The organism is uncultured Acetatifactor sp. (assembly GCF_948601915.1).
GTDB lineage: Bacteria > Bacillota > Clostridia > Lachnospirales > Lachnospiraceae > Acetatifactor.
In genome coordinates, this window is sequence record NZ_CAPDXS010000101.1 from 1 (window position 1) to 20,322 (window position 20,322).

General features: G+C 54.4%; 15 protein-coding genes. 5 read left to right on the forward strand and 10 right to left on the reverse strand.

The features are described from left to right. The 3 genes from Q2B33_RS16320 to Q2B33_RS16330 all read right to left on the reverse strand — a co-directional run. The coding region (locus Q2B33_RS16320) for an ABC transporter permease (protein ID WP_300819834.1) at nt 1–1,369 on the reverse strand (1,369 nt) is incomplete at its 3' end. Nucleotides 1,370–1,713: 344 nt separating this feature from the next. Further along, the gene (locus Q2B33_RS16325; protein WP_300570217.1) at nt 1,714–3,501 is read right to left on the reverse strand and encodes a sensor histidine kinase; all 1,788 of its coding nucleotides are present in this window, start codon (nt 3,499–3,501) and stop codon (nt 1,714–1,716) included. Continuing rightward, a complete protein-coding gene (locus Q2B33_RS16330; protein ID WP_300570220.1) occupies nt 3,491–4,594 on the reverse strand; it encodes a response regulator in 1,104 nt (367 codons plus the stop codon). The genes Q2B33_RS16325 and Q2B33_RS16330 overlap by 11 nt, the downstream gene beginning before the upstream one ends. 209 nt (nt 4,595–4,803) lie before the next feature. Here Q2B33_RS16330 and Q2B33_RS16335 point away from each other — a divergent pair, with 209 nt between their 5' ends. From Q2B33_RS16335 to Q2B33_RS16345, 3 genes are all read left to right on the forward strand, one after another. Next, on the forward strand, nt 4,804–5,730 hold the full coding sequence (locus tag Q2B33_RS16335; protein WP_300570223.1) for a sugar ABC transporter permease: 927 nt from the start codon (nt 4,804–4,806) through the stop codon (nt 5,728–5,730). A 33-nt stretch (nt 5,731–5,763) separates the two neighbouring features. Continuing rightward, nucleotides 5,764–6,678: a carbohydrate ABC transporter permease gene (locus tag Q2B33_RS16340; RefSeq protein WP_296473553.1), complete on the forward strand. Its 915-nt coding sequence runs from the start codon at nt 5,764–5,766 to the stop codon at nt 6,676–6,678. 86 nt (nt 6,679–6,764) lie between these two features. Next, nucleotides 6,765–8,417 (forward strand): ABC transporter substrate-binding protein, encoded by a 1,653-nt coding sequence (locus Q2B33_RS16345; protein WP_300570228.1) that lies wholly within the window; start codon nt 6,765–6,767, stop codon nt 8,415–8,417. A gap of 176 nt (nt 8,418–8,593) precedes the next feature. On the opposite strand, the gene Q2B33_RS16350 is transcribed toward Q2B33_RS16345, so the two are convergent. Next, nucleotides 8,594–9,205, reverse strand: a complete 612-nt coding sequence (locus Q2B33_RS16350) for an SOS response-associated peptidase (RefSeq protein WP_300570231.1) — start codon at nt 9,203–9,205, stop codon at nt 8,594–8,596. 237 nt (nt 9,206–9,442) lie between these two features. On the opposite strand from Q2B33_RS16350, the gene Q2B33_RS16355 reads away from it, so the two are divergent. Then, on the forward strand, nt 9,443–9,787 hold the full coding sequence (locus Q2B33_RS16355) for a nucleotidyltransferase domain-containing protein (RefSeq protein ID WP_300570234.1): 345 nt from the start codon (nt 9,443–9,445) through the stop codon (nt 9,785–9,787). A 4-nt stretch (nt 9,788–9,791) separates the two neighbouring features. Then, entirely contained in the window at nt 9,792–10,310 is a 519-nt protein-coding gene (locus Q2B33_RS16360) for a HEPN domain-containing protein (RefSeq protein ID WP_300570237.1), read from the forward strand. A 12-nt stretch (nt 10,311–10,322) separates the two neighbouring features. Here the strand turns inward: Q2B33_RS16360 and Q2B33_RS16365 are convergent, their stop codons facing one another. The 6 genes from Q2B33_RS16365 to Q2B33_RS16390 form a co-directional block, all read right to left on the reverse strand. After that, nucleotides 10,323–10,646: a hypothetical protein gene (locus Q2B33_RS16365; protein ID WP_300570240.1), complete on the reverse strand. Its 324-nt coding sequence runs from the start codon at nt 10,644–10,646 to the stop codon at nt 10,323–10,325. A gap of 126 nt (nt 10,647–10,772) precedes the next feature. After that, nucleotides 10,773–12,056, reverse strand: a complete 1,284-nt coding sequence (locus Q2B33_RS16370) for a DNA polymerase IV (RefSeq protein WP_334305379.1) — start codon at nt 12,054–12,056, stop codon at nt 10,773–10,775. A 160-nt stretch (nt 12,057–12,216) separates the two neighbouring features. Next, nucleotides 12,217–13,104: a hypothetical protein gene (locus tag Q2B33_RS16375; protein WP_300570246.1), complete on the reverse strand. Its 888-nt coding sequence runs from the start codon at nt 13,102–13,104 to the stop codon at nt 12,217–12,219. A 256-nt stretch (nt 13,105–13,360) separates the two neighbouring features. Next, nucleotides 13,361–14,488, reverse strand: coding sequence for a CAP domain-containing protein (locus tag Q2B33_RS16380; protein WP_300570249.1), 1,128 nt, complete (start codon nt 14,486–14,488; stop codon nt 13,361–13,363). A gap of 56 nt (nt 14,489–14,544) precedes the next feature. Further along, the gene (locus Q2B33_RS16385; protein WP_300570252.1) at nt 14,545–14,901 is read right to left on the reverse strand and encodes a hypothetical protein; all 357 of its coding nucleotides are present in this window, start codon (nt 14,899–14,901) and stop codon (nt 14,545–14,547) included. A gap of 170 nt (nt 14,902–15,071) precedes the next feature. Beyond that, nucleotides 15,072–20,322: AAA family ATPase (locus Q2B33_RS16390; RefSeq protein ID WP_300914113.1), on the reverse strand; the 5,251-nt coding region annotated here is incomplete at its 5' end.

The following is a 20,322-nucleotide window of genomic DNA, read 5'->3' on the forward strand; positions in this document are numbered from 1 at the left end:
GCATCACGGAAATCATGGTGAGCATAAGGAAGGACATGACAATCTGCATGGTATATGTGATGAAGGCAAGCATGTCGCCCACCATCAGGTTGCCCAGGTCGATGCCCTTTGCCCCGAACCAGACGATCAGGATGCTGATGCCATTCATGATCAGCATCATCACGGGCATCATGATATTCATCACCCGGTTGGTGAACAGTTGGGTCCGCATCAGGTCGCGGTTCGCCCTGTCGAACCGTTCCTCCTCGAACCGTTCCCTGCTGAAGGCGCGGATTACCGACACGCCGGTGAGGATTTCCCGGGACACCAGGTTCAGGCGGTCCACCAGGGCCTGCATCTTCTTGAACCTGGGCATGGCCACTGCCATCAGCACGCCTACCAAAGCCAGGATGAGGGCCACCGCCACCGCGATGATCCATCCCATGCCCGTCCTGGTCCCCAGCACCTTCACGATGCCGCCGATGCCGATGATGGGCGCGTACACTACCATCCGCAGCATCATTACCACCACCATCTGCACCTGCTGGATGTCATTGGTGCTGCGGGTGATCAGGGAGGCGGTGGAGAACTGCTCCATCTCCGCGTGGGAGAAGGACACCACCCTGGAGAAAACCCGCTCCCGCAGGTTCAGGCCCAGCTTCGCCCCCAGGCGGGAGGCCAGCAGGCCCACCAGGATGGCCGTGGCCATCATCACCACGGAGTAGGCCAGCATCATGCCGCCGGTCCTGTAGAGGTAGCTTCGCTGGATTTTGCCCAGGTCCATCCCCAGGCGTTCATATTCCGCCTGGAGGAACAGCATGGCCCGCTGGGCGATGACGGTCTCCCCTGTCTCCCCCAGGCTTTCCAGCACCTGATCCCGCAGCGCCAGCACCTGGTCGTCCGTGGGCGCAAGGATTGAGGCCGACAGGTCTGCGGGGGGATTTCCGGCTTCCCCTGAGATGCCGCCGGATTCGGTTCCCGCTGCGTCTGCCGCCTCCGGCCCGCCCACGGCAGTACCTGCCCCGGGCATGCCGCCGGATTCCCTCATGGCGGACAGGATCAGAATCGGTATGCCGATGCATTCATCCAGAGCCTCTTCCGTCTCCTTATCTCCCTGAAAGACATAGCCGCCGTCATCTTCCTGCCCATAGGCGGATGCCATCAAAGCCCGCTCTTCCTGCGTCATGAGGCTCATCAGCCCGGCGTAGGTTTCTGCTCCCAGCCGTCTGGGCACGGCATTCTCGATTCCCTTCTGGCCGATTCCTATGTCCACGATATCCGCCGTGTACTGGGGCAGCGCCAGGTCGCAGTAGGCCTGCACTACCAGCAGGGCGATGATGGCCAGCACGGACCACTTGGATTCCTTTAGGTACTTGAAGATTTTCAGCATATGGGTCTCCTTCCCTTTCCAGAGCACATGTTCGGATATGCCCTGATTATGCCGACGCTCGAAGACCCGGCGGAGTTTCCGGATTCTTCCGGTGCGGCGGATTCTTACATTATAGTGAGCGCTTTGCGCCATTACAATTAAAAAAGGATTAAAAAAATGGAAAAAATGCGAGATAAAAAACCTTGAATTTCCGCAAACAAGCGGCCTTCCCGAGCAGGGAGGCACCGTGTGCGGATTACCTGATTGTGCTGGGAGCCCGGTGGAAGAGCGCAGGCCCCAGCGAGGTGCTGCATAGACGGCTGGACAAGGCTGTCCCCGACCTGTACAAGGGCAGGCCGGGGGCTTCACGTAAGTATGGCCGGAATCAGGACTGTGACCACGGTGCCTTTTCCGGGACAGCTCCTGCAGGATAAACCATAGGGGGCGCCATAGGCCAGGAGCAGCCGCTCCTGGATGTTGCGGATTCCGTAACCGCTGGAGATTATCCTGCGCTCCGGGGTCTCATGTACGGAAAAGTTGGCCAGAACCGTTTCCTCATCCATTCCCATGCCGTCATCCTCCACGGTGATCCGGATATCACCGTCCAGACGCCGGATGCTTACCTTTAAATGGCCTGTTTTTGACGGTTTTTCGAATATCCCGTGAATGATTGCGTTTTCGATAATGGGCTGCAGTACGATTTTGATAATCTGGCAGCAGTCCGCAGAGGGATCCATATCCCATTCTGCGGACACCCTGTTTTCAAAGCGCAGGTTCTGGATTTCCACATAGAGCTTCGCGTGCCTCAGCTCTTCCGCCAGAGTGATCACTTCCCGTCCGCTGCTGAGGGACAGACGATAGAACTGCCCCAAAGCGTTGACCATGCGGCTGATCTCCGGAACATTGCGGCTGATGGCGGTGCAGTTGATCAGATCCAGGGAATTATATAGAAAATGCGGGTTGATTTGAGCCTGAAGGGCTTTCAGCTCCAGGTTCTTGATCTGGCGTCCGTATTCCACCCGCTCCTCCATCAACATGTCCACCCGATCCATCATCTGGTTGAACCCGTCCATCAGCTGAGCGATTTCGTCCTCCCCCGACGGCTCTAAGCGCACCGCCACATTGCCGTTTTCCACAGCCTGCATGGTGCTGGTGAGCTGAGCGATGCGTTTCAGGGTAGACTGGCTGATCAGATAGGCGAGCAGGTAGGCGGCCAGCCCGACGGCCACTACGATGATCAGCATCTCTGCGCTCATTTCCCGGCTTAGCCGAAACACGTCCTGGTGCGGCAGGATACTGGCAATCAGCCAGCCCGACGGGCCGATTTTCTCGCAGCGGGCATAGTATTCCTGCCCTTCTGCGGAGATGGTCTCCCAGGTGCCGGGAATCAGGGACTGTACCTGGCTGACCAGAGTTTCCGGAGGGATGGGGGAAGAGCCGGAATCCGAAGAGAGCAGAATCTGGCCTTTACGCAGCAGCAGCAGCATCCCGTTTTCCGTAATGGAGGTTCCGCACACAATCTGTTCCACCCGGCTTGCGTCGATATCCGCACGTAGGACTGCCAGAGGTTCTTTCACCTTGTTGGGGTTATAGATTACCTGTACGGAAGAGAAACAATTCTGCAGCGATTCGTCGGAGGCATCCTGAAAATCAACGGGAGCGCACCACAGGCGGCCGCTGCTCTCTGCGGCTGTTTTGTACCAGGCGTTTAATGCCACATCGCTGATCTGGATGATATTGTTTCTGGTATTGGAGTAGGAATATTCATTGTTCACATAGAGGCGGATGAGATCGATGTCCGCAAGCATGCAGAGATCCTCAAAGGTGGTGGCGAGCTGATCCGAATCCTCCAGGCGGTGGATGTAGGTATAGTCCCGGGAGTCGTTGGAAGCCATGGTGTAGACCAGGGAATCCGTGGACAGGATGTCGATGACCCCGTCCAGGCGTCCCAGAAGGCCCTCCAGGGACAGACAGGTATCATCGAATGCGGTTCGGGCAGCGGAAAAGGTCTGCTCCTGCACCACGGCCCTGACCCGCAGATAGGCATAGAAAGAAAACAGCCCAAGGGGAAGGACGATCAGCAGAAAATAAATGCACATCAGTTTGCTGCCAAGCTTTCCGCAGGCCAGCCACCGCATAAACTTATTCTTCATAGGAATGCCTCTTCTGGTACTCTCTGGGCGACAGCCCCATCTCCCGCGTAAATAGCTTGACAAAATATCTGGCGTCCCCATAGCCCACGGCGTTGGCCACTTCGTAAAGCTTGCGGTCGCTGGAGCCGAGCAGTTTTTTTGCATGAAAGAGACGGATTTCCGTGAGCCGCTGATTCACGGTCTTGCCGCAGGATTTCTTATAAGCCGCGCAGAGATAGGTATTGGTGAAGCCCAGGTCTCCGGCAATGGTCTGCACGGTGAGCGCGCAATCCTGGTAATGGCTTTCCAGATAGCTCTCCACCTGGGAGGCGATATCCGGCAGGGCGGGCTGCAGGGCGCCAAAATATTCCCCCACAGTCTGCAGCAGAATTTCCTGAAGTCCCGCAAGGGTCTCCTGTCTGGACATGGAATAGAGCAGGCGGTCTGTCTGACTGGTGATCGTCCGGATATTGCGGGTGTCGGCAGCATGTAAAAACAGAAAAAGAATCCGGCAGTATAAAAGGCGCAGCTCCTCCGGCGCCGTGCCCTGGCAGCGCATCATGGTTTTGTACACTCTGTCCAGCAGGAAAGACACCTCTTCCTTTTTGCTGTGGCGGATCAGATTTTCCAATTGTTCGAGAATGGGCTCCCCGTCCTGGAACACCTCCTGATTTAAAGGCCTGTCCGGAAAATGCCCGCCCAGGAAAAAAATCTCCTCTGCCGTAGGCTTTTCCTGGCTGAGCAGCTGTGCGGTAATCTCCCTGACCGCAGCCGTAATCTCCTCCAGATTCAGAGGCTTTTCCACATAGTTTGCTGCTTTTAACCGGATGGCGCCCTTGAGGTATTCTTTGTCGGAATAGCCGCTCAAAAAGATGAACTGACAGTCCGGCAGAAATTCCCGGACCGCGGCAGCCATTTCCAATCCGTTCAGATAGGGCATTTTGATGTCGCTGATGATGAGTTCAGGACGGTATCTGCGGGCCTGCTCCACGGCTTCCACCCCGTCGGAGGCCAAATAGACCCGGGTCACGGAGAGCTCTTCCCAGGGGATATAGTTCTGTAAGACATTGCGGGGCATGGCCTCATCGTCTGCAATCAGAACGGTAAAATTCATGATATTCACCTCAAAAATCGCTTTCATTCTATAATAATATAGCAAATCTCACAAAAAATCAAGCGGATTCCGCCGGCCTTTGACTGCATAAAGACCATAAGAATACCCTCTTTTCGAAATTCTGTCCCGTTGTTTCCGAACCATTCTTCTGTTAGGATAGAACCATCAGATCTGCGGAGGATACAGGCAGGAGCAGGGGAGGGAAAGGGATGAAAAAGAAGGGACACCCGTTTTGGGAGGATTTGAAAAAAAACCGTACCAAGTGGCTTATGATTCTGCCGGCTGCTGTTGTGGTCATTTTGATGTGCTATATCCCTATGGCTGGAATCGTACTGGCCTTTAAGGAATTCAATTATCATGACGGGATTTTCGGAAGTCCCTGGGCGGGATTTAAGAATTTTGAATACTTTTTCCAGTCCGGCAAAGCCTGGACCACCACCAGGAATACCATTCTATACAATGCGGCATTCCTGTGTGTGAACACGTTGCTGCAGATTACCTGTGCCATACTGCTCAGCGAACTGGCAGGGAAATATTTCAAACGGATTACCCAGTCCGTGATGTTCCTGCCCTACTTCATCTCCTGGGTGGTGGTAGGCGCATTTATCTACAATATGTTCAACTACGAATTCGGGGCGGTGAACAGTTTCCTTCGTTCTATCGGACAGGAGCCCCTGGATGTATACTCCAACAAGGCTGCGTGGCCGGTGATCCTGATTGTGGTCAGCGCCTTTAAGAACGTGGGATACGGGACGGTGATGTATCTGGCCAGTATCGTGAATATCGATGGGGAAATGTTTGAAGCGGCAGACCTGGACGGGGCTACCATGTGGCAGAAGATTCGATATATCACGCTGCCCTGCATACGGCCAACGGTGGTGATTCTGTTCCTGATGGCCATCGGCACCATTATGAAGGGCGACTTCCAGATGTTCTGGCAGGTCACGGGCAATAATCCCATGGTTCTGGAGGTGACGGACGTGATTGACACCTATGTGACCCGCTCTCTGCTGAACCTTCAGGAATTTGGCATGACCAGCGCGGCAGGCCTCTATCAGTCGGCACTTTCCTTTGTCCTGGTCCTGATTGCCAATTATGCCGTGAAAAAAGCGGAACCGGATTACGCGCTGTTTTAGAGGCTGCTTGAAAGCAGAAGGGAGGCCATGGCAATGGCAAAGAGAAAAAGCCGCGGAGGAAAGCCTGTAGGGCGTGACCGCATTTTGTTCAATATACTTTCCTACATAATACTGACAGTCCTGTCAGCTGCATGCCTGCTGCCGTTCTTGCTGGTGTTGAGCGGATCCGTGTCGGAACAGTACGCCATACAGCTCCACGGCTACCGGCTGATTCCGGAGACATTTTCCTTTGACGCATATAAGATGCTGTTCCGGATTCCGGAGGAGCTGCTGCAGGCATATGGTGTGACGATTTTTGTGACGTTGGCAGGAACGCTTCTGGGACTGTGGCTCACCAGTATGGCGGCGTATGTACTTGCAAGCCGGGATTTCCGGTATCGGTATCAGGTATCCTTTTTCTTTTACTTTACCTCCATTTTCGGAGGCGGTCTGGTGCCCTGGTACATTTTCAATACCAAGTACCTTCGCTTTCACAACAGTATCATCGCGCTGATTCTTCCGATTCTGATTAATGTGACTTATCTGCTGATCCTGAAAAGTTACATGATGGGCATTCCGGAGGCCCTGTACGAATCCGCGAAACTGGACGGGGCGGGAGATATGCGGATTTACTGGAACATTGCGCTGCCCCTGTCCAAGGCAGGCCTTGCCACAGTGGGATTGTTTATCGCTTTGAACTACTGGAACGACTGGTACAATGCCATGTTGTTCCTGGATGAGGGCAGGCGGGATATGTATCCGCTGCAGTATTTTCTGAACAATATCCTCACCAAGGCCCAGGCCATGAATGCGGCGGCTGCGAGGAGCGGCATTCCCGCCAGTGACGTGCCCAGTGAACCCATGAAGCTTGCCATGACAGTGGTTGCCACAGGCCCCATTATTCTGCTGTATCCTTTCCTGCAGAAATATTTTGTAAAAGGCGTTACCATCGGGGCGGTAAAGGGCTGACCCCTCGCATCAATCATCGAAAAAAGTTCGCAAGAATTTTTTTATAGAAACCGAAATGCAAAAAAGCAAAAAAGGAGGAACGTTTTATGAGAAAGAAAACAAAAATCAGCGGTCTGCTTATGGCAATGCTGCTGGGACTGGGCACTTTGAGCGGATGCGGCAGCGAACCTGCGGCTACGGGCTCATCCACTCCGGCAGATGTGCCTGTGTCGGAAGAGTCAGAGGAGGCATCGGATTCTGCATCCGGGCAGGAGTCTGCATCCGAATCAGCGCCGGAGGCGGAGTCTCAGGCGGAAGGCCCCGATATCTCCGAGGAAGTGACCCTGACCATGTACCTCATCGGAGACCGCCCCGTGGACAATGACGAGGTGTTTGCGAAAATCAACGAAAAACTGAAGGCGGAGATCAATGCCACCATTGATGTGAAGTTCATGAGCTGGGGCGAATATGAGCAGAAATATCCGCTGATCTTTGCTTCCGGAGAAGACTGGGACATCATCTATACGGCCGACTGGTGTTTCTACAATGCACAGGCCACCAAGCAGGGATTCTGGGAGATTACCCAGGAAGCGCTCGACACTTACGCACCCATGACTGCGGCAAGCATTTATCCGGAGGCCTGGGAGCAGGCAAAGGTAGACGGACAGGTATTTATGCTTCCCATGAACTATAAGGAGATTACTTCCTATGTGTACATGGCAAGGGGCGATCTGATGGATAAATACGATATCAAGTCCGTTGCATCCCTGGACGAGGCGGAGGCCTACATGGATGCCATCGTGGCAAACGAGCCCACTTTGATTCCCCTGGATGTAGGCTCCGATTACGACAAGCTCTTTGTGTTTGACCGCATGTGGCAGAAGGCGAACTGGGAGTCTGAGGAAAAAGTAGCCGGAATCGGCACATGGCAGGCAATGGGCAGCGTCAGCGAAACGGACGACAATGCGGAAGTGAAGGGCGTTTACGATCAGCCGGAGTTCCAGGGTGTGATTGAGCGCCTGAAGAGCTGGAAGGACAAAGGATTCTGGAGCAAAAACGCTGTTGTCAATACCCAGAACAACACGGAAAGCTTCCAGGCAGGAAAATCCGCCTTGGCCCTTTGCAATGCCAACACGGCAAAAAGCATCTACACACAGATGTCCACCGAGCATCCGGAATGGGATGTGCGCGTATTTGACGCCCAGGACGGCGTACCGCCTGTCTTGAATTCCTATCTGGCAAACGGTATGAGTATTTTCTCCAAATCCAAATATCCGGAGCGGGCGCTGATGGCTCTTGATTATCTGCGCAACGATGTGGAAATCAACAATCTGTTCTGCTACGGCATTGAGGGCAAGCACTGGGAAGCTTCCGGAGACAATGCGCTGGTATCCCTGCCTGACAGCTCCAATTATGCTTATGACAGCAACTGCAACTGGGGCGTGCGAAACGATGCAAGCTGGCGTGTTGTGGAAGGCGGCATCCCGGGGCTGGAGGAACTGAATGCCCAGTGGAAGGAGACAGCCTACAGCAGACGTTATCAGACCTTCGTGTTCAACGATGGGGATGTGAAAAACGAGATTGCTGCCATTACCGAAATCTTCAACTCGGAATACAAGCTGCTGGGACTGGGCTTTACGGATGACCCTGCGGGCGACATCGCAAAGCTGAAGGAAAGTATGGCTGCGGCAGGCGCGGACACCGTGTATGCGGAGATGCAGAAGCAGGCCCAGGAATTCCTGTCGACAAACGAAAACTGACGATTGATTCTCCCTAAACAGAGGAGCAGCCGCACTGGGCAATCAGCGCGGCTGCTCCTCTGCCGGGGAAAGAAGAGGATGCATAACCAGTTCTGCGATGTGAGATCCTATCTTGTGGAGCAGGGCAGGACGGGGCTGCATTACATCATCAGTCATGAGGCCGGGCTGCGGCGGAATCAGAAAAAGCGCAGCTGCTCGTAGTCCGTGCCTCGTTCTAACGGGGCCGGGACTTTTTGCAGGAGTTGTTCTGTGCGGCTTCCGTCCAGAATCCAGCCGACGGCCTCCTCCCGGGACAAAATCAGGGGCATGCGGTCATGGACTGGCTCCATGGAGCCGTTGGCCGCCGTGGTCAGGATGACGAAATGCTCGCCGTCCTGGTATGGCCTGCAGCACCCTGCCATGAACAAGGCTCCTCCCTGTTCCCGCCGGAAAGTGAACTTCGCCTTGCGGGAATCCCATTCGTAGAACGCGCTGGCCGGGATGACGGTGCGCCTGTGGCGGATGCCCTCCCGGAACAGGGGCTTTTCCGCGGCGGACTCACACCTGGCATTGAAGACCAGCCCTTTTCCGGAGTCCTGCTGCAGGGGAAAGCCCCACCGCAGCCAGGCGCAGCCTATACGTCCGTCTGCGGCCAGGAGGACAGGGGCTTCGGCTGCCGGGTGGATGTCCGTCTTCTGGATCCGCTGCAGCGCGGCGGCAGTCTCACGGCTCAGCTCCCCCTGGATTTCCCTGACAAGCTTCTCGATTTCTTTTGACGTATCATCGCCTATATAATATCGGCCACACATATATTTCGCCTTTCCGGATTTTGTATTTCTGAGATTATTATACCACAATTTCGTGCTCTTTAGCGCACACGGAATCAGAAGTTGACACAGTGCCCTTCTGAGTCAACATTATACCACAATTTCGTGCGCTTTAGTGCACATGGAATCAGAAGTTGACACAGTGCGGCTGAAATTCCATATATCGTTTGCCTTTCCGGAATCCACATGATAAAATGGAGGGCATAAGGGAGGGATTCGATGAACCGTATGGAGGAAATGTGGGATTTTCCGGTGATGGAAGGGGTGGATTTTCCGAATGCGAACCGGGTGCACCCGCTGATGCAGAGGAGGGTGGAGAAGCTGATCCGCCACCTGCGGCAGGATGAGAATATCAAAAGAGCGGCGCTCTTTGGGAGCTCTCTGGAATTTCGGTGCAGCAGCTACAGCGATATCGACCTCTATCTGGAAAAGCATGAGAAAGGGAAAAAGTTAGAGCCTTTGCCTGAGGTGGGATGCGAAGTGGACATCATCACGGACCTGCCGCCGGAGTCTGTCCTGTACCGCGAGATAGACGCAAAGGGATTATTATTGTTCGAGAGGTGACGATATGTGCGATGTGAGGCTGTTTCGAAGCGCAAGGCTGGATTTCGAGACTGCGAAAAAGCTGTGGGAGACTCCCTGGGATGATGAAATGATATTGAACAACGCGGCCTATCATCTGCAGCAGGCAGTGGAGAAGGCCTTAAAGGGGGCCCTGGAGTGCGTAGGCGTCACGGTGCCGAACACCCATAAGATTACGAAGCTCCTGGCCATGACTGCCGACAATGGCGCGAACCTTGTGATAACCGACTGGATCGACGACCATTCCGAAATGCTCAGTGAATGGGAGGCAGAGACACGGTATAACATAGATTTCATGGTGGAAAAGCGAAAGTTGGGCAGGGCTATGGAGGAAATCGAACATTTTTTCCGGCAGAACGGGATTCAAAAGGAGCTGCGCCCGGAACTGCGGGATGGGGCAATGCGGGAAAAGCTCCTGCGCTGTCTGCCGGAATCCAGGCGGGGGTGCAGCGACTTTGAGCTGAACTGCTATTATATTATGTTCCGGAAGAGGATAGAGGCCTAGCCCCAATCTTCCCTACCGGAGATTCAGCACCCACCTCCCTTCTGTCTGGAAGAAGATCAGCCAGGCGCGGATGTACCTGTCTCTGATTACAAGAGTGCAGTCATATTCGATGGACGGTATCCCGGCGTACCGCTTTTTGGTCTGGGCATGCACCGTGATGTCCCGGATGGTCTGTATCTGTCCTTCTTCGTCTTTCAATTTGATCATCAACGGCGTTATCTTTCCGGTGCTGGTGCACCAGCATTCGCAGGCGATTTCCCGCTGAGTGCCCCGGAGGAGGCCGGTTTCCATCTTGCCGCCCATAGCTCCGGCGTCTGCCGCTATTCCAAATGCCATTTCCATACCCCCTTCGCGCCTCGGCGCGCATATCCATCGAACTTTCTGCCATGCCGTCTGCGGCGGCACAGGCAAAGCGCAAAAGCCGCGCCCGGAGGAATGCCCGCGCTTTGCCCACATGCCTCCTCACGCCCCTACGCCCCCGCACATGTGGCTGACGGGCGTGTTCAGGAACGGGGCCCGCTTTACGCTGTCCCGCCCGAACCGCTGCCGCAGGGCATCCACCGTCCTGTCCACGGCGGCCAGCTTCTCATAGTCGATTTCGTCAAAAAGGCTCATCTGCCTGCCGCAGGCTCCGTACCTGGCCCCGCCGGTGTGCACCCCCAGATGGCGGATGGGCCTGCCGTCCCAGAGCTCCGGGAAAAGCTCCCTGGCGGCATGGTAGATCTCCAGGGTCAGGTCGGTGGGGGAGACCAGGGCCCTCTGGTGGGAGAAATAGGACAGGTCCGCATACCGGATGCCCACAGAGACCACGGAGACCTTCGCCCCGTCCGCCCGTAGGCGGCTCCCAAGGGTCTCCGACAGGGCCAGCAGCACCAGGTCCGCCGTCTCCCTGTCCGTTACGTCGAAGGGCGTGGTGGTGCTGTTCCCATAGCCCTTGTTGGGGGCGGGGGACGCCAGCACCGGGGACAGGTCTATGCCACGGGCGAATCCCCAGAGGGTCTCGCCCTGCTTCTTCAGGACGGCCTTCAGCCATGCGGGGTCGGCCGCCGCCAGGTCTCCGATGGTGGAAAGCCCCATGGAGAACAGCTTCTTCGCCGTGGCAGGGCCCACGAAGAACAGGTCCGACACGGGCAGGGGCCACATCTTCTCCGGAATCTCCTGCCGGTACAGGGTGTGGACGCGGTCCGGCTTGCGGAAGTCGGAAGCCATCTTGGCCAGGAGCCTGCTGTGGGATATGCCGATGTTCACGGTGAAGCCCAGCTCCTCCCGGATCCTGTCCTTTATCAGTGCTGCGGCTTCCTCCGGAGCACCGAACAGATGACAGGTCGTAGTCATATCCACGAAGGCCTCGTCGATGCTGTAGGGCTCCACCGTATCCGAATACTCCCTCAGGATGTCCAGAAAGGCCGCGGAGCATTCCCGGTACAGGTCGTAGTTTGGCGGCACCAGCAGGAGGTCCGGGCATTTCCGCCTGGCCTCCAGCACGGTTTCTCCGGTCCGGATGCCGTATCTCTTCGCGGGGATGGATTTGGCCAGGATGATGCCGTGGCGTTTCGTCACGTCCCCGCCTACCGCAGAAGGGATTTCCCGCAGGTCCATGCCGCCGCCCCTGTGTGCCGTGTAGCCGCCGGCCGGCATCTGACTGTCCGTTTCCATGAAGACGCCGTGGGTCAGACGATAAACAGCCTCCCAGGAGAGGAAGGCTGCGTTCACATCGATATGAAAAATAATATTTTCCAAACGCACGTTCACCTCCTTGATACAACATTATAGGAAACATGTGTTTGGGATGCAATAGGGGATTACTGGAAATCCTCAAAATATTCGTGGGGCGCATCCCGGCTCTTCACCCTTAGAAACGGGCGTCTGTCAGGGCGATTGCCAAAGCCGGTTTGAAGCTTTGGTCTTACGCCTCCGAAAACCGCCGTCTATATTCCTCCAGTTCTGTGCGGAGCTTCTGTACTTCTATCTCTGCCTGTTCCGCCCGCTGCCGTTCTTTTTCCTTTTCCTGCAGAGCCTCTTCCTTCGCCTTCCTTTCGCGTTCCGTGTTGACGCGTTCCTCCGCAATGGCTTCATCCCGGGCATCTTCCCGTTCAAGCTCTATGCGCCTGTCAAATGTGTAATCCAGTTGTGTCACCTTCGTCACCTCCCTGCGGCGCCGTATCAGGAATTCCCGCAGCACGTCCTCCCTGATGCAACGGTCTATGGCTTTGTCGATTGCTTTCCTCAAATCCTTCTCCGGATATGCCCCCAGGTACTCCCGCACATAGCCTACAAACATCATGTATTGCTCCAAAACCGGGCATTCCGACAGCAGCTTTCTGTTCATTCCCGCATTGATGTTATATACAGTGCAGGCCAGCTCAAGCTCAGGCTCCTCCATGGGGTTTGCGTATGCGTCCGACAGCTTGAGCTGATACAGCTCCGGCTGGTCCTCCACCCCATTGTAGAACACCGCGAACCGGGGCGTCGGAATCTTCACCAGCTTCCTCCCGTATATGTTCTGCTTCTTGACCCACTGCTCCAGAATGTTCGTCACATAAATCAGCGCTCGCAGGGGCATATTGGGGCAGACGGTGGATTCATGCTCATACACGCTTAAGTTCATGTCCAGGATGAACGCCGCGTCATTGCGCACCGACAGGGAAATCCCCCGCTCCAGGCTACACACTTCCACAAGCCCCGGGTCCCTGTAATCCGAATGGTTCAGCGCGTTATACACCTCCAGCGCATACCCCGGCTCCTCCATCAACATGCCGAACACATCACTTTTGTACTCCCTGTTTCCTGCCATAAAGCTCCTCCCTTTGCGTGCAGGAGGGCCGCGGACTGGGTATTACTTGCGGAAACTCCTGCCCTTATTGAATTTGAATGGATAAAATAAAAGCATGGATTTCCCTGACAGCATGAAAAACTTAATATTTGACGAGTATGCAGCCCTAACGGCCATACCGGATTTGAAATAATGCTTTGTACAAAGTCTAGCATATCCAGGGAGGAAAGGCAAGTGATTTTTTGGCTTAGGGGTTTAGGGGGGCCAGGCGGGCATATCACGGATGCACCGGGGTGGAGAGCGCGTCTGTGAACAGATCGAACTCTATGCGCATCATTGGTCTGTTATAGGTGCCGCTGTCTCTTCTTCTCGACTCCGGGATACGGTTCGTTCCGAAATAAATATGCGAGCAGCCAAAATATTTGTAATCCGGGTTTATCATGGCTTCATAATGATCCGGCGAATAGCGGTAGTTGATATAGAATGTGTTGTTTATATGCTGTGAAGCATTGTTCACGCCGCAATCCACCGTATTCTCGCCTAACCGAGTCATATGGAGCAGGTTCATCAGGGCATTGGCTGTCTCCTGGTTTGCCTCATCATCCAGCCAGTCATGGGCGCCATAGCCTTCGCTGATATCGACCCAGCCCCTGTAGCAGGCGGCGGCTGCCAGCTCAGGGTCGAACTTCAGGGGTTCGACGCCGACTTCGGCGCGGTACTCGTTGACTTTCTCAAATTCTTTTGCCTGCTCGTAGGTCATTTTTACATCGAGCTGTAGCGGATAGTTTTCGCCCGATGTGGCGACGCCTTCCTGGGAAGCCTGGTTCAGCATCCAGTAGAAATAATAGCACTCATAATGGTCCCCGAAGGCAGCGCGCAGCTCCTTTTTGCAGTTCTCCTGATAGGCGGCCACGTTGAAGGCCTCGTTTCCCTGGCGGCCTTCATGGACGCCCACAGTCTGGAAGTGCTCCAGCAGAAGCTCCTCGTCATATTGGTACAGAAACGCAAGAGCCGGGAAGGATTCCATATAGAAATCCGCATCGAACACCAGGGACCAGTCGGCTTCCTCTATGTAGGCGTCGTATAGCTCGCCGTAGTCCCACTCTACATCATAGGGGTTGTGGCCGTTATCCACATCCACCACGAAGGCGGCGCTGTTCTTGTAGAACGGCTCTTCTACCACGGCCTGGAGCTCGCCAAGCCCGGCGATGGCATCGATGTCCGGGGAAGCGGCCGGGGCTTCCGGCTCCGGGCTGGCCTCCGGCTTGGCGGAGCTGGCGGCGGGAGCGGTCCTGCCGGGAGTGGTCTTGCCGGGAGCAGCCTGGACGGACATGGCGGCGCAGCCTGCGAACAGGCCGGCTGCCAACAGTGCGGATACGGGATAAATAAGCATATTCTTTTTCATGACGGATACCTCCTGGTTTATAAATTATAGCCGTAATACAGATTTGTAAGCTTTTGTCAATAACGATGGTTCCTCAGGTTCTCGAATTCCAGGTCTTTGATTTTCCTGTCCATTTCGTCTATTGTATTCCTCATGCGGTCCATGTCCCCCTGTTTATCCACCTCCATCTTTGCCCTCCATGCCATGTTATCTTCTCTGTCGAGCTCTTCTGCCATGCGCTTGTCAGTCCTCGCCTTTTTCCGCATTTTGCGCATCGTGTTTGCGCATTTTTTCGCTGCGGGGGTTCCTTGTTTGCGAAGGTAATCTTCGGTGCTCATCAGGGTGGGCCACCGTTCCCGGTCTTTGCGGTCGTGTCTTGTGAAGAACCAGTAGATGATGGCAAACAGTACCAACCACATAATAAAATCGTTCATGTTGACATTCCTCCGTGTCTTTTTTGTTTTTTTTTCTTACAGGAAATAGTATAGCAGGTTCCTGCCAGCAGATTCGTAATTATTACGGACATGCTCCTTCTGCGGCAGACCCCTGATGGCCGTTCATGATGCTGTTTTCAGCCGTCCCACCAGCCAGGGACGATGTTCAGTCAATCATTATAGCCTAAATTCCTGCGATACCGCTTGGACTGATATTCCATGACGCCCATATAATACAGCAGTTCCGTCTGAAGCTCCTTATCGTATATCTGAATGACCCGGTAAGCGTTTTCACGCTCCTCCAAAAACTTTTCGGCCATTTCTTCTTTCAGGTACAGCGAAAAAGGCATTCCTGCTTCCGTGGCTTTCTCCTGATACAGGTCCGTATATTCCCTTTTCAGCACAGCCAGATGCGTCACCCCTGCTTCGTCTGTCTTCACCTGATACCAGCCGATCTCCCCCTCTTTCAGGATGATCAGATCCTTCACCGCTGCCCGGCTGTCTATCATTTCCGACAGCGCGTCCGCGTAGAAATTGCAGAAACGGTTCTCGCCCTGACGGAAGACCTTCAGCTCCAGCATATCCAGATACCTCTGCGCGGCCTCCAGGCTTACGAACCGTCGGCAGCTTGCGCCCTGTCCATACGCGGTGGCAAACGCGTCCTGCAGGCTCTCGGAAATGCCCAGAGGCTTTTCCGCCTTTTTGACCGCGTAAAAATAATGTCTGCCATTTGCCTCCGGCATATCCTCTTCTTCCGGCAGGGTCTTGATCTGGGAATAAGGATAATACGGATAGACGGCATATCCAAAGGGAACCAGGGTCTTGGCGCCAACCGTTATCGACCGCATATAATCATTGTCGGAATCCAAAAAGCATATTTCCTCTATATATGGCACTTTGCCCAGAATGACTTCCTCCGCCTTTTCGCCCACCAGTTCCTGCATATAGATCAGCGAATAGGCAAGGGCCGTCACCTCGTCCCAACAGTTCCGCAGATGCTCTATGGCCACATTCCACTGCTGATTCAGAATCTGGTTTACGGATGTCCAGATGGCCTCTTTCTCGGACTCTGGCAGAACGTTCTCCGGGTACACCCCTGTACGTGGGGCGAACATCTCGGGCACCACCAGGATGCGATTGCCCATAGCATATCGGCAGACATATTCATAGGCGATATACGTAGCCCTCTGCAGATCGCTCCCCGCGCCTATATTGACGCCCATCTCCTTGCCCGTATAGAGCATCTCGGCAATGCGCCCGGCAAAGCAGATGCATATCTGATCCAGAAAATCCTGGCCGGCATGGTATCTTGACTGCCCCAGGGCATACCCGCCATACATCCCTCTGGATACGATTGTCACATAATCGATTCCCATGCCGTAATGGTACTGCAGCACGGCATGTCCTGCTTCATGGAAAGCGGTAGCGATATAGTTCCTCGGGTCATCCTTCTGCCGGGCAGCCCCGTCCGCCTCGTTATGTATCCGGTTGAGCAGGAACCTCTCCGTGACGGGTTCGCTTTTATATACCGCGTCCGCGACGGATTCCTCCACAAATGTCTCGATTTCCGAATAGTTTGTCCTCGTTCCGTACATCTTCAGGCTCAATGTCCTGGCAGCTCTTTTGGAAACCTTATCCTTCAGGTTCTTCTTCTCCAAAACATGAAGAAGGAAGCTGAGACGTTCTTCCATATTAGGAGACGGGAAAGGAATCCTGGTGCTGAATCTCCTGATGACCGCATCGTCCAGTCCTTCTAAGGAATAGTTGGTGGCCGCCACCACATAGACCCCGTTGTTGTCTGTCTCCAGGCCGTCCATTTCCTTCAGGAATTTCTCCAGCATGAGTTCCTGTTCGCTGGTTATCCGGCCTCCCCTGTGCTTGGAAATGGCGTCGAACTCATCGATGAACAGGATGCAGGGCCTTTTCCGGCGGGCCGTCCGGAACATTTCTTCCATTTTGGCAATGCCGTCTTTGCTGAGGAAATCCGATCCTACCGTTGAAATGAACGCCGCCCCGGACTCAAAGGCCATGGCCTTGGCGAACATGGTCTTGCCCATGCCCGGCACGCCATACATCAATATGCCGGTCATCAGCCTGGCTCCGGCGGCCCGGTACTTCTCGGGATTTTTGATATTGTCGATACAGCGCTTTACATCCTCTTTTACCTTTTCATTGCCAAAGATATCCGTCAACCGCACCTGGGGCTTCTCCGCCAGCAGATATTTTCTGTTCTGCCGCCTGGCCTCGGCATCCTCCGCCACTGCCTCCTTTTCGCGCAGATTGGTAAAGCGTATTTCCAGCTCGCCGGATTCTCTCTTGTAATCGTAAGCGACATCGCAGGAAAGCCTCTTCCCTTCCCGGACAAGCGCCTTCGCCATTTCCACAAAATGCTGCCTGCCAAGGATGGCCTCCAGTTCTTCCCTGTCCAGCGCCAGGCCCTCGCAAGCGATTTTATCCGTCGAATCGCCCCTGTCCGTGTCCTGGGGCTCGTACGGTACTGCCCGCACGAAATCCGTAACGCCCAGCGCCAGGAGCGGAGCCTTGTCCTCCACATCCCCCCTGTCCACGACGATGATGGGGATATTCCGTTTCGCTTCCGCCGCGGCCTTCAGGCACTTATAGCCCTCTGTCGCCTTGTAGTTTTTGGAATCCCGTCCTAAATCTACCAGGATTGCGTCATATCTGTCCTCTCTCCTGCGGCTGTTCCAATTGCAGTCTTGAAGGAATTCCCGGAAGCTTTTTTTATGCTCTTTTTCGCTTTCCGCTTGCTCTGCCAGGTCGCAGACAGCCATCTGCCCCAATTCCTTCAGTCCCCTCTCCGGAAGGAAGCCGTTGCGCAGACGGGCAGTCTCGCCTGTATACAGCGCCGTGCCCCCTTCCGCGTACAGAAGAATCCGCGGCTTCTGTGTCATCTCAAAATATTTCCGGATCTCCTCTGTTACATCTACCGAGACCGATGCCTTCTTTAACTCCCCCAGTTTTCCGGGATAGCGTTTGCCCATATATTCCACGGCTTCCAGGAAATGATCCTCCACCGTCTTTCGGGCATTTGAGCTGACGAATCTGGCATCGATTCTGTCCCCCTTGCCCAAAAGATAAAGCTTGGGCAGCTTATCGTCATAGACAAGGTCGAAATGCAGCTTATCCCGGTTCCTGCATATCTGGGCGATGGCTCTGTCCACGGAATTCTCAAAGATAGCCGACATGTTAAAATAGTCCAGGTGGTTGAACATGACGATTGTCCCGGACATAAAGCGGGAAATCAGCTCCGGCGCGAACTTTGATGCCTGGAGGCCTTCTATCACGGCAGAATCCGACAGCGCCGTCAGATTCGCCTCGCGGTTGTCTCCATAGAGATCCCTGCCCTCATTTGTGGTAAATATGAGGATCGCGTCCTCAAAGGAGACCGGTTCATTATAATATTTATCTGTGAGGACTGCCCCGTCCATCACGCTCAGGAAAAGGAATCTGACCTGCGGGCTCGCCTTCTCTATCTCGTCGAAAAGCAGGACGCATTTGGGATTTTTTTTCACGAAATCCGTGAGCTGTCCGGGCTGCGCCGCTCTCCAGGTCCGTTCGAAGCCCACCAGTCCTGACACGGCGTCGCTGCTCCCGCCTCCATAGGCGGACATATCAAAGCGTTTGTATTTGTATCCCGCCTCCCTCATATCCTTAAGCCCTGCAAAGGTTTCCGTCAGAACGGTCTTGCCGGTTCCGGGAGGTCCCGCAAAGAGATAAAGGCCTGCGGGCTTGCCCGATATCTTCCCCCGGATCTGATAGCGGATATAGCCGTCCACAAACTTCTCAATCGCCATATCCTGGCCCTTGACCTTGGCCCGCAGCCCCTCCCGGAGCCTTTTGCGCAGGGCTATGACAGTATCGATTTCCTTTTTCGCGGATTTGTCCCCGGGTTTCTTTGTTCTATAGTGTCTTATTATGGAAAGGAAATCTCTTCTCCTATATCTGCTTGGATCTTGATTATAAAGGCATTTCCCTGCAAGCGATACCGATGTGAAAATTGCGTTATATTCGGTAACTGACCCGTTTCGCACATCTTCATCCAAAATGGGAAGAAATCTGTCTTCTGGCTTGAAGGGGATGGTAATTCGGTTGAGATAGAAAAAGTCCCTGGCAAAGATTTCACGCAGCTCGCTGAATTCGGACACATCCGGGTCAGCCTGAAGGTTCAGGTCATCCTTGAGGGCTGCCTTCAGCACTTCATATTCTTTCCGCAGCTCCTCTGCGGGCAGAAGCTCCTCCAGCTCCTTATCCTCCAGTGAAAAAAATATGCAGGCTGCATATAATACTTCGGCACTCGTCGCATTCGCCTCAGGCGCATTCATTCCATGTGCCGCCTTCTCTGCCGCCGACAATCCATATTTCCCCTGGATATCTGTCAGGATTTTCCGATACTCCGCCCATATTTTTTTGTCTTCGGGAACTGCGGCGGTTTCAGGGGGCTTTGCGCCGGTTTCGGGGACTTCTGGAATTTGCACGGGGCGCCCTGCATAAAACGCGTTGATATAGTCCTCGCATAACCTGAGCGCGGACTTCTGGTCCAGGCTGTTGGGATCCGGCGTCTGGGGAGGAACGAAGGACACGCCTGCCCATATTTCGGCAACCTCCCTGTTGCCTCCCGTATATCGGTATCTGCCGTCGCCGTCCCTCCTGAATTCCACATCCTGCATATCCCTGCACTGCCAAAAGCTGATCCTCCGGGTGCCGCCCTCAAACGCCTCATAAATTCTGCCTGTGCCCAGCAGGACGTCTTCGGCCAGTATGGAATGGAAGACGATTTTCTCGTCGTCTTTGCTGATCTTCTTATACAGCCTACCGTCCAGCAGTGCGCTGAACGTAACGTTCTTTCCGTCTGTTTCCAGGAAAAGCTCTACTCCGTCATCATAATCACGACTAGGATAGTAGTGGAGGCTATCTTCTTCATAACAGTGATAACGATAGGTTCCCGCATAATACATCTGGTTTTTTCCTATTTCCACCATGCCGTGGGAGAGAGGATATCTGAAAATACAGAATTTGTCCTCGTAGTCGTCCCCGGGAATATAACCGAATTTCGGCCCGAATAGATATACCAGCGTATCGTGGCCGTTCTTCTTCGCATGCAGTCGGATATCAGTGCGCTCAGCGCCGCCAAACCCGTGTTCATCGGCGACAAAGCCATCTGAAAGCTGAATATCCGATATGTCTGTGTAGCGGTTTCCCTGATAGAGGATTTCCCTGACAGTGACCTTGTGGTCTTTGCAGCAATACAACAGCGAAAGGATGACCTCCGCCTCATCGCAGCAGACGTAAAGGTCTTCATCATCCTCTCCGTCGCGTATCCGGAATCGGTCGTCTGCCGTTTGGCACTCATGAAATGCCCTTATCCACTTCAGTGCATCCTCATAAAACATCTTGAAGTCC

Excerpts from the sequence above, each read along its gene's own strand:
- Q2B33_RS16360 (WP_300570237.1), top strand. The coding sequence starts at position 9,792 with ATGTGCGATGTGAGGCTGTTTCGAAGCGCAAGGCTGGATTTCGAGACT.
- Q2B33_RS16375 (WP_300570246.1), bottom strand. The coding sequence starts at position 13,104 with ATGGCAGGAAACAGGGAGTACAAAAGTGATGTGTTCGGCATGTTGATG.
- Q2B33_RS16325 (WP_300570217.1), bottom strand. The coding sequence starts at position 3,501 with ATGAAGAATAAGTTTATGCGGTGGCTGGCCTGCGGAAAGCTTGGCAGC.
- Q2B33_RS16345 (WP_300570228.1), top strand. The coding sequence starts at position 6,765 with ATGAGAAAGAAAACAAAAATCAGCGGTCTGCTTATGGCAATGCTGCTG.
- Q2B33_RS16340 (WP_296473553.1), top strand. The coding sequence starts at position 5,764 with ATGGCAAAGAGAAAAAGCCGCGGAGGAAAGCCTGTAGGGCGTGACCGC.
- Q2B33_RS16330 (WP_300570220.1), bottom strand. The coding sequence starts at position 4,594 with ATGAATTTTACCGTTCTGATTGCAGACGATGAGGCCATGCCCCGCAAT.
- Q2B33_RS16335 (WP_300570223.1), top strand. The coding sequence starts at position 4,804 with ATGAAAAAGAAGGGACACCCGTTTTGGGAGGATTTGAAAAAAAACCGT.
- Q2B33_RS16385 (WP_300570252.1), bottom strand. The coding sequence starts at position 14,901 with ATGAACGATTTTATTATGTGGTTGGTACTGTTTGCCATCATCTACTGG.
- Q2B33_RS16350 (WP_300570231.1), bottom strand. The coding sequence starts at position 9,205 with ATGTGTGGCCGATATTATATAGGCGATGATACGTCAAAAGAAATCGAG.
- Q2B33_RS16355 (WP_300570234.1), top strand. The coding sequence starts at position 9,443 with ATGAACCGTATGGAGGAAATGTGGGATTTTCCGGTGATGGAAGGGGTG.
- Q2B33_RS16380 (WP_300570249.1), bottom strand. The coding sequence starts at position 14,488 with ATGAAAAAGAATATGCTTATTTATCCCGTATCCGCACTGTTGGCAGCC.
- Q2B33_RS16365 (WP_300570240.1), bottom strand. The coding sequence starts at position 10,646 with ATGGCATTTGGAATAGCGGCAGACGCCGGAGCTATGGGCGGCAAGATG.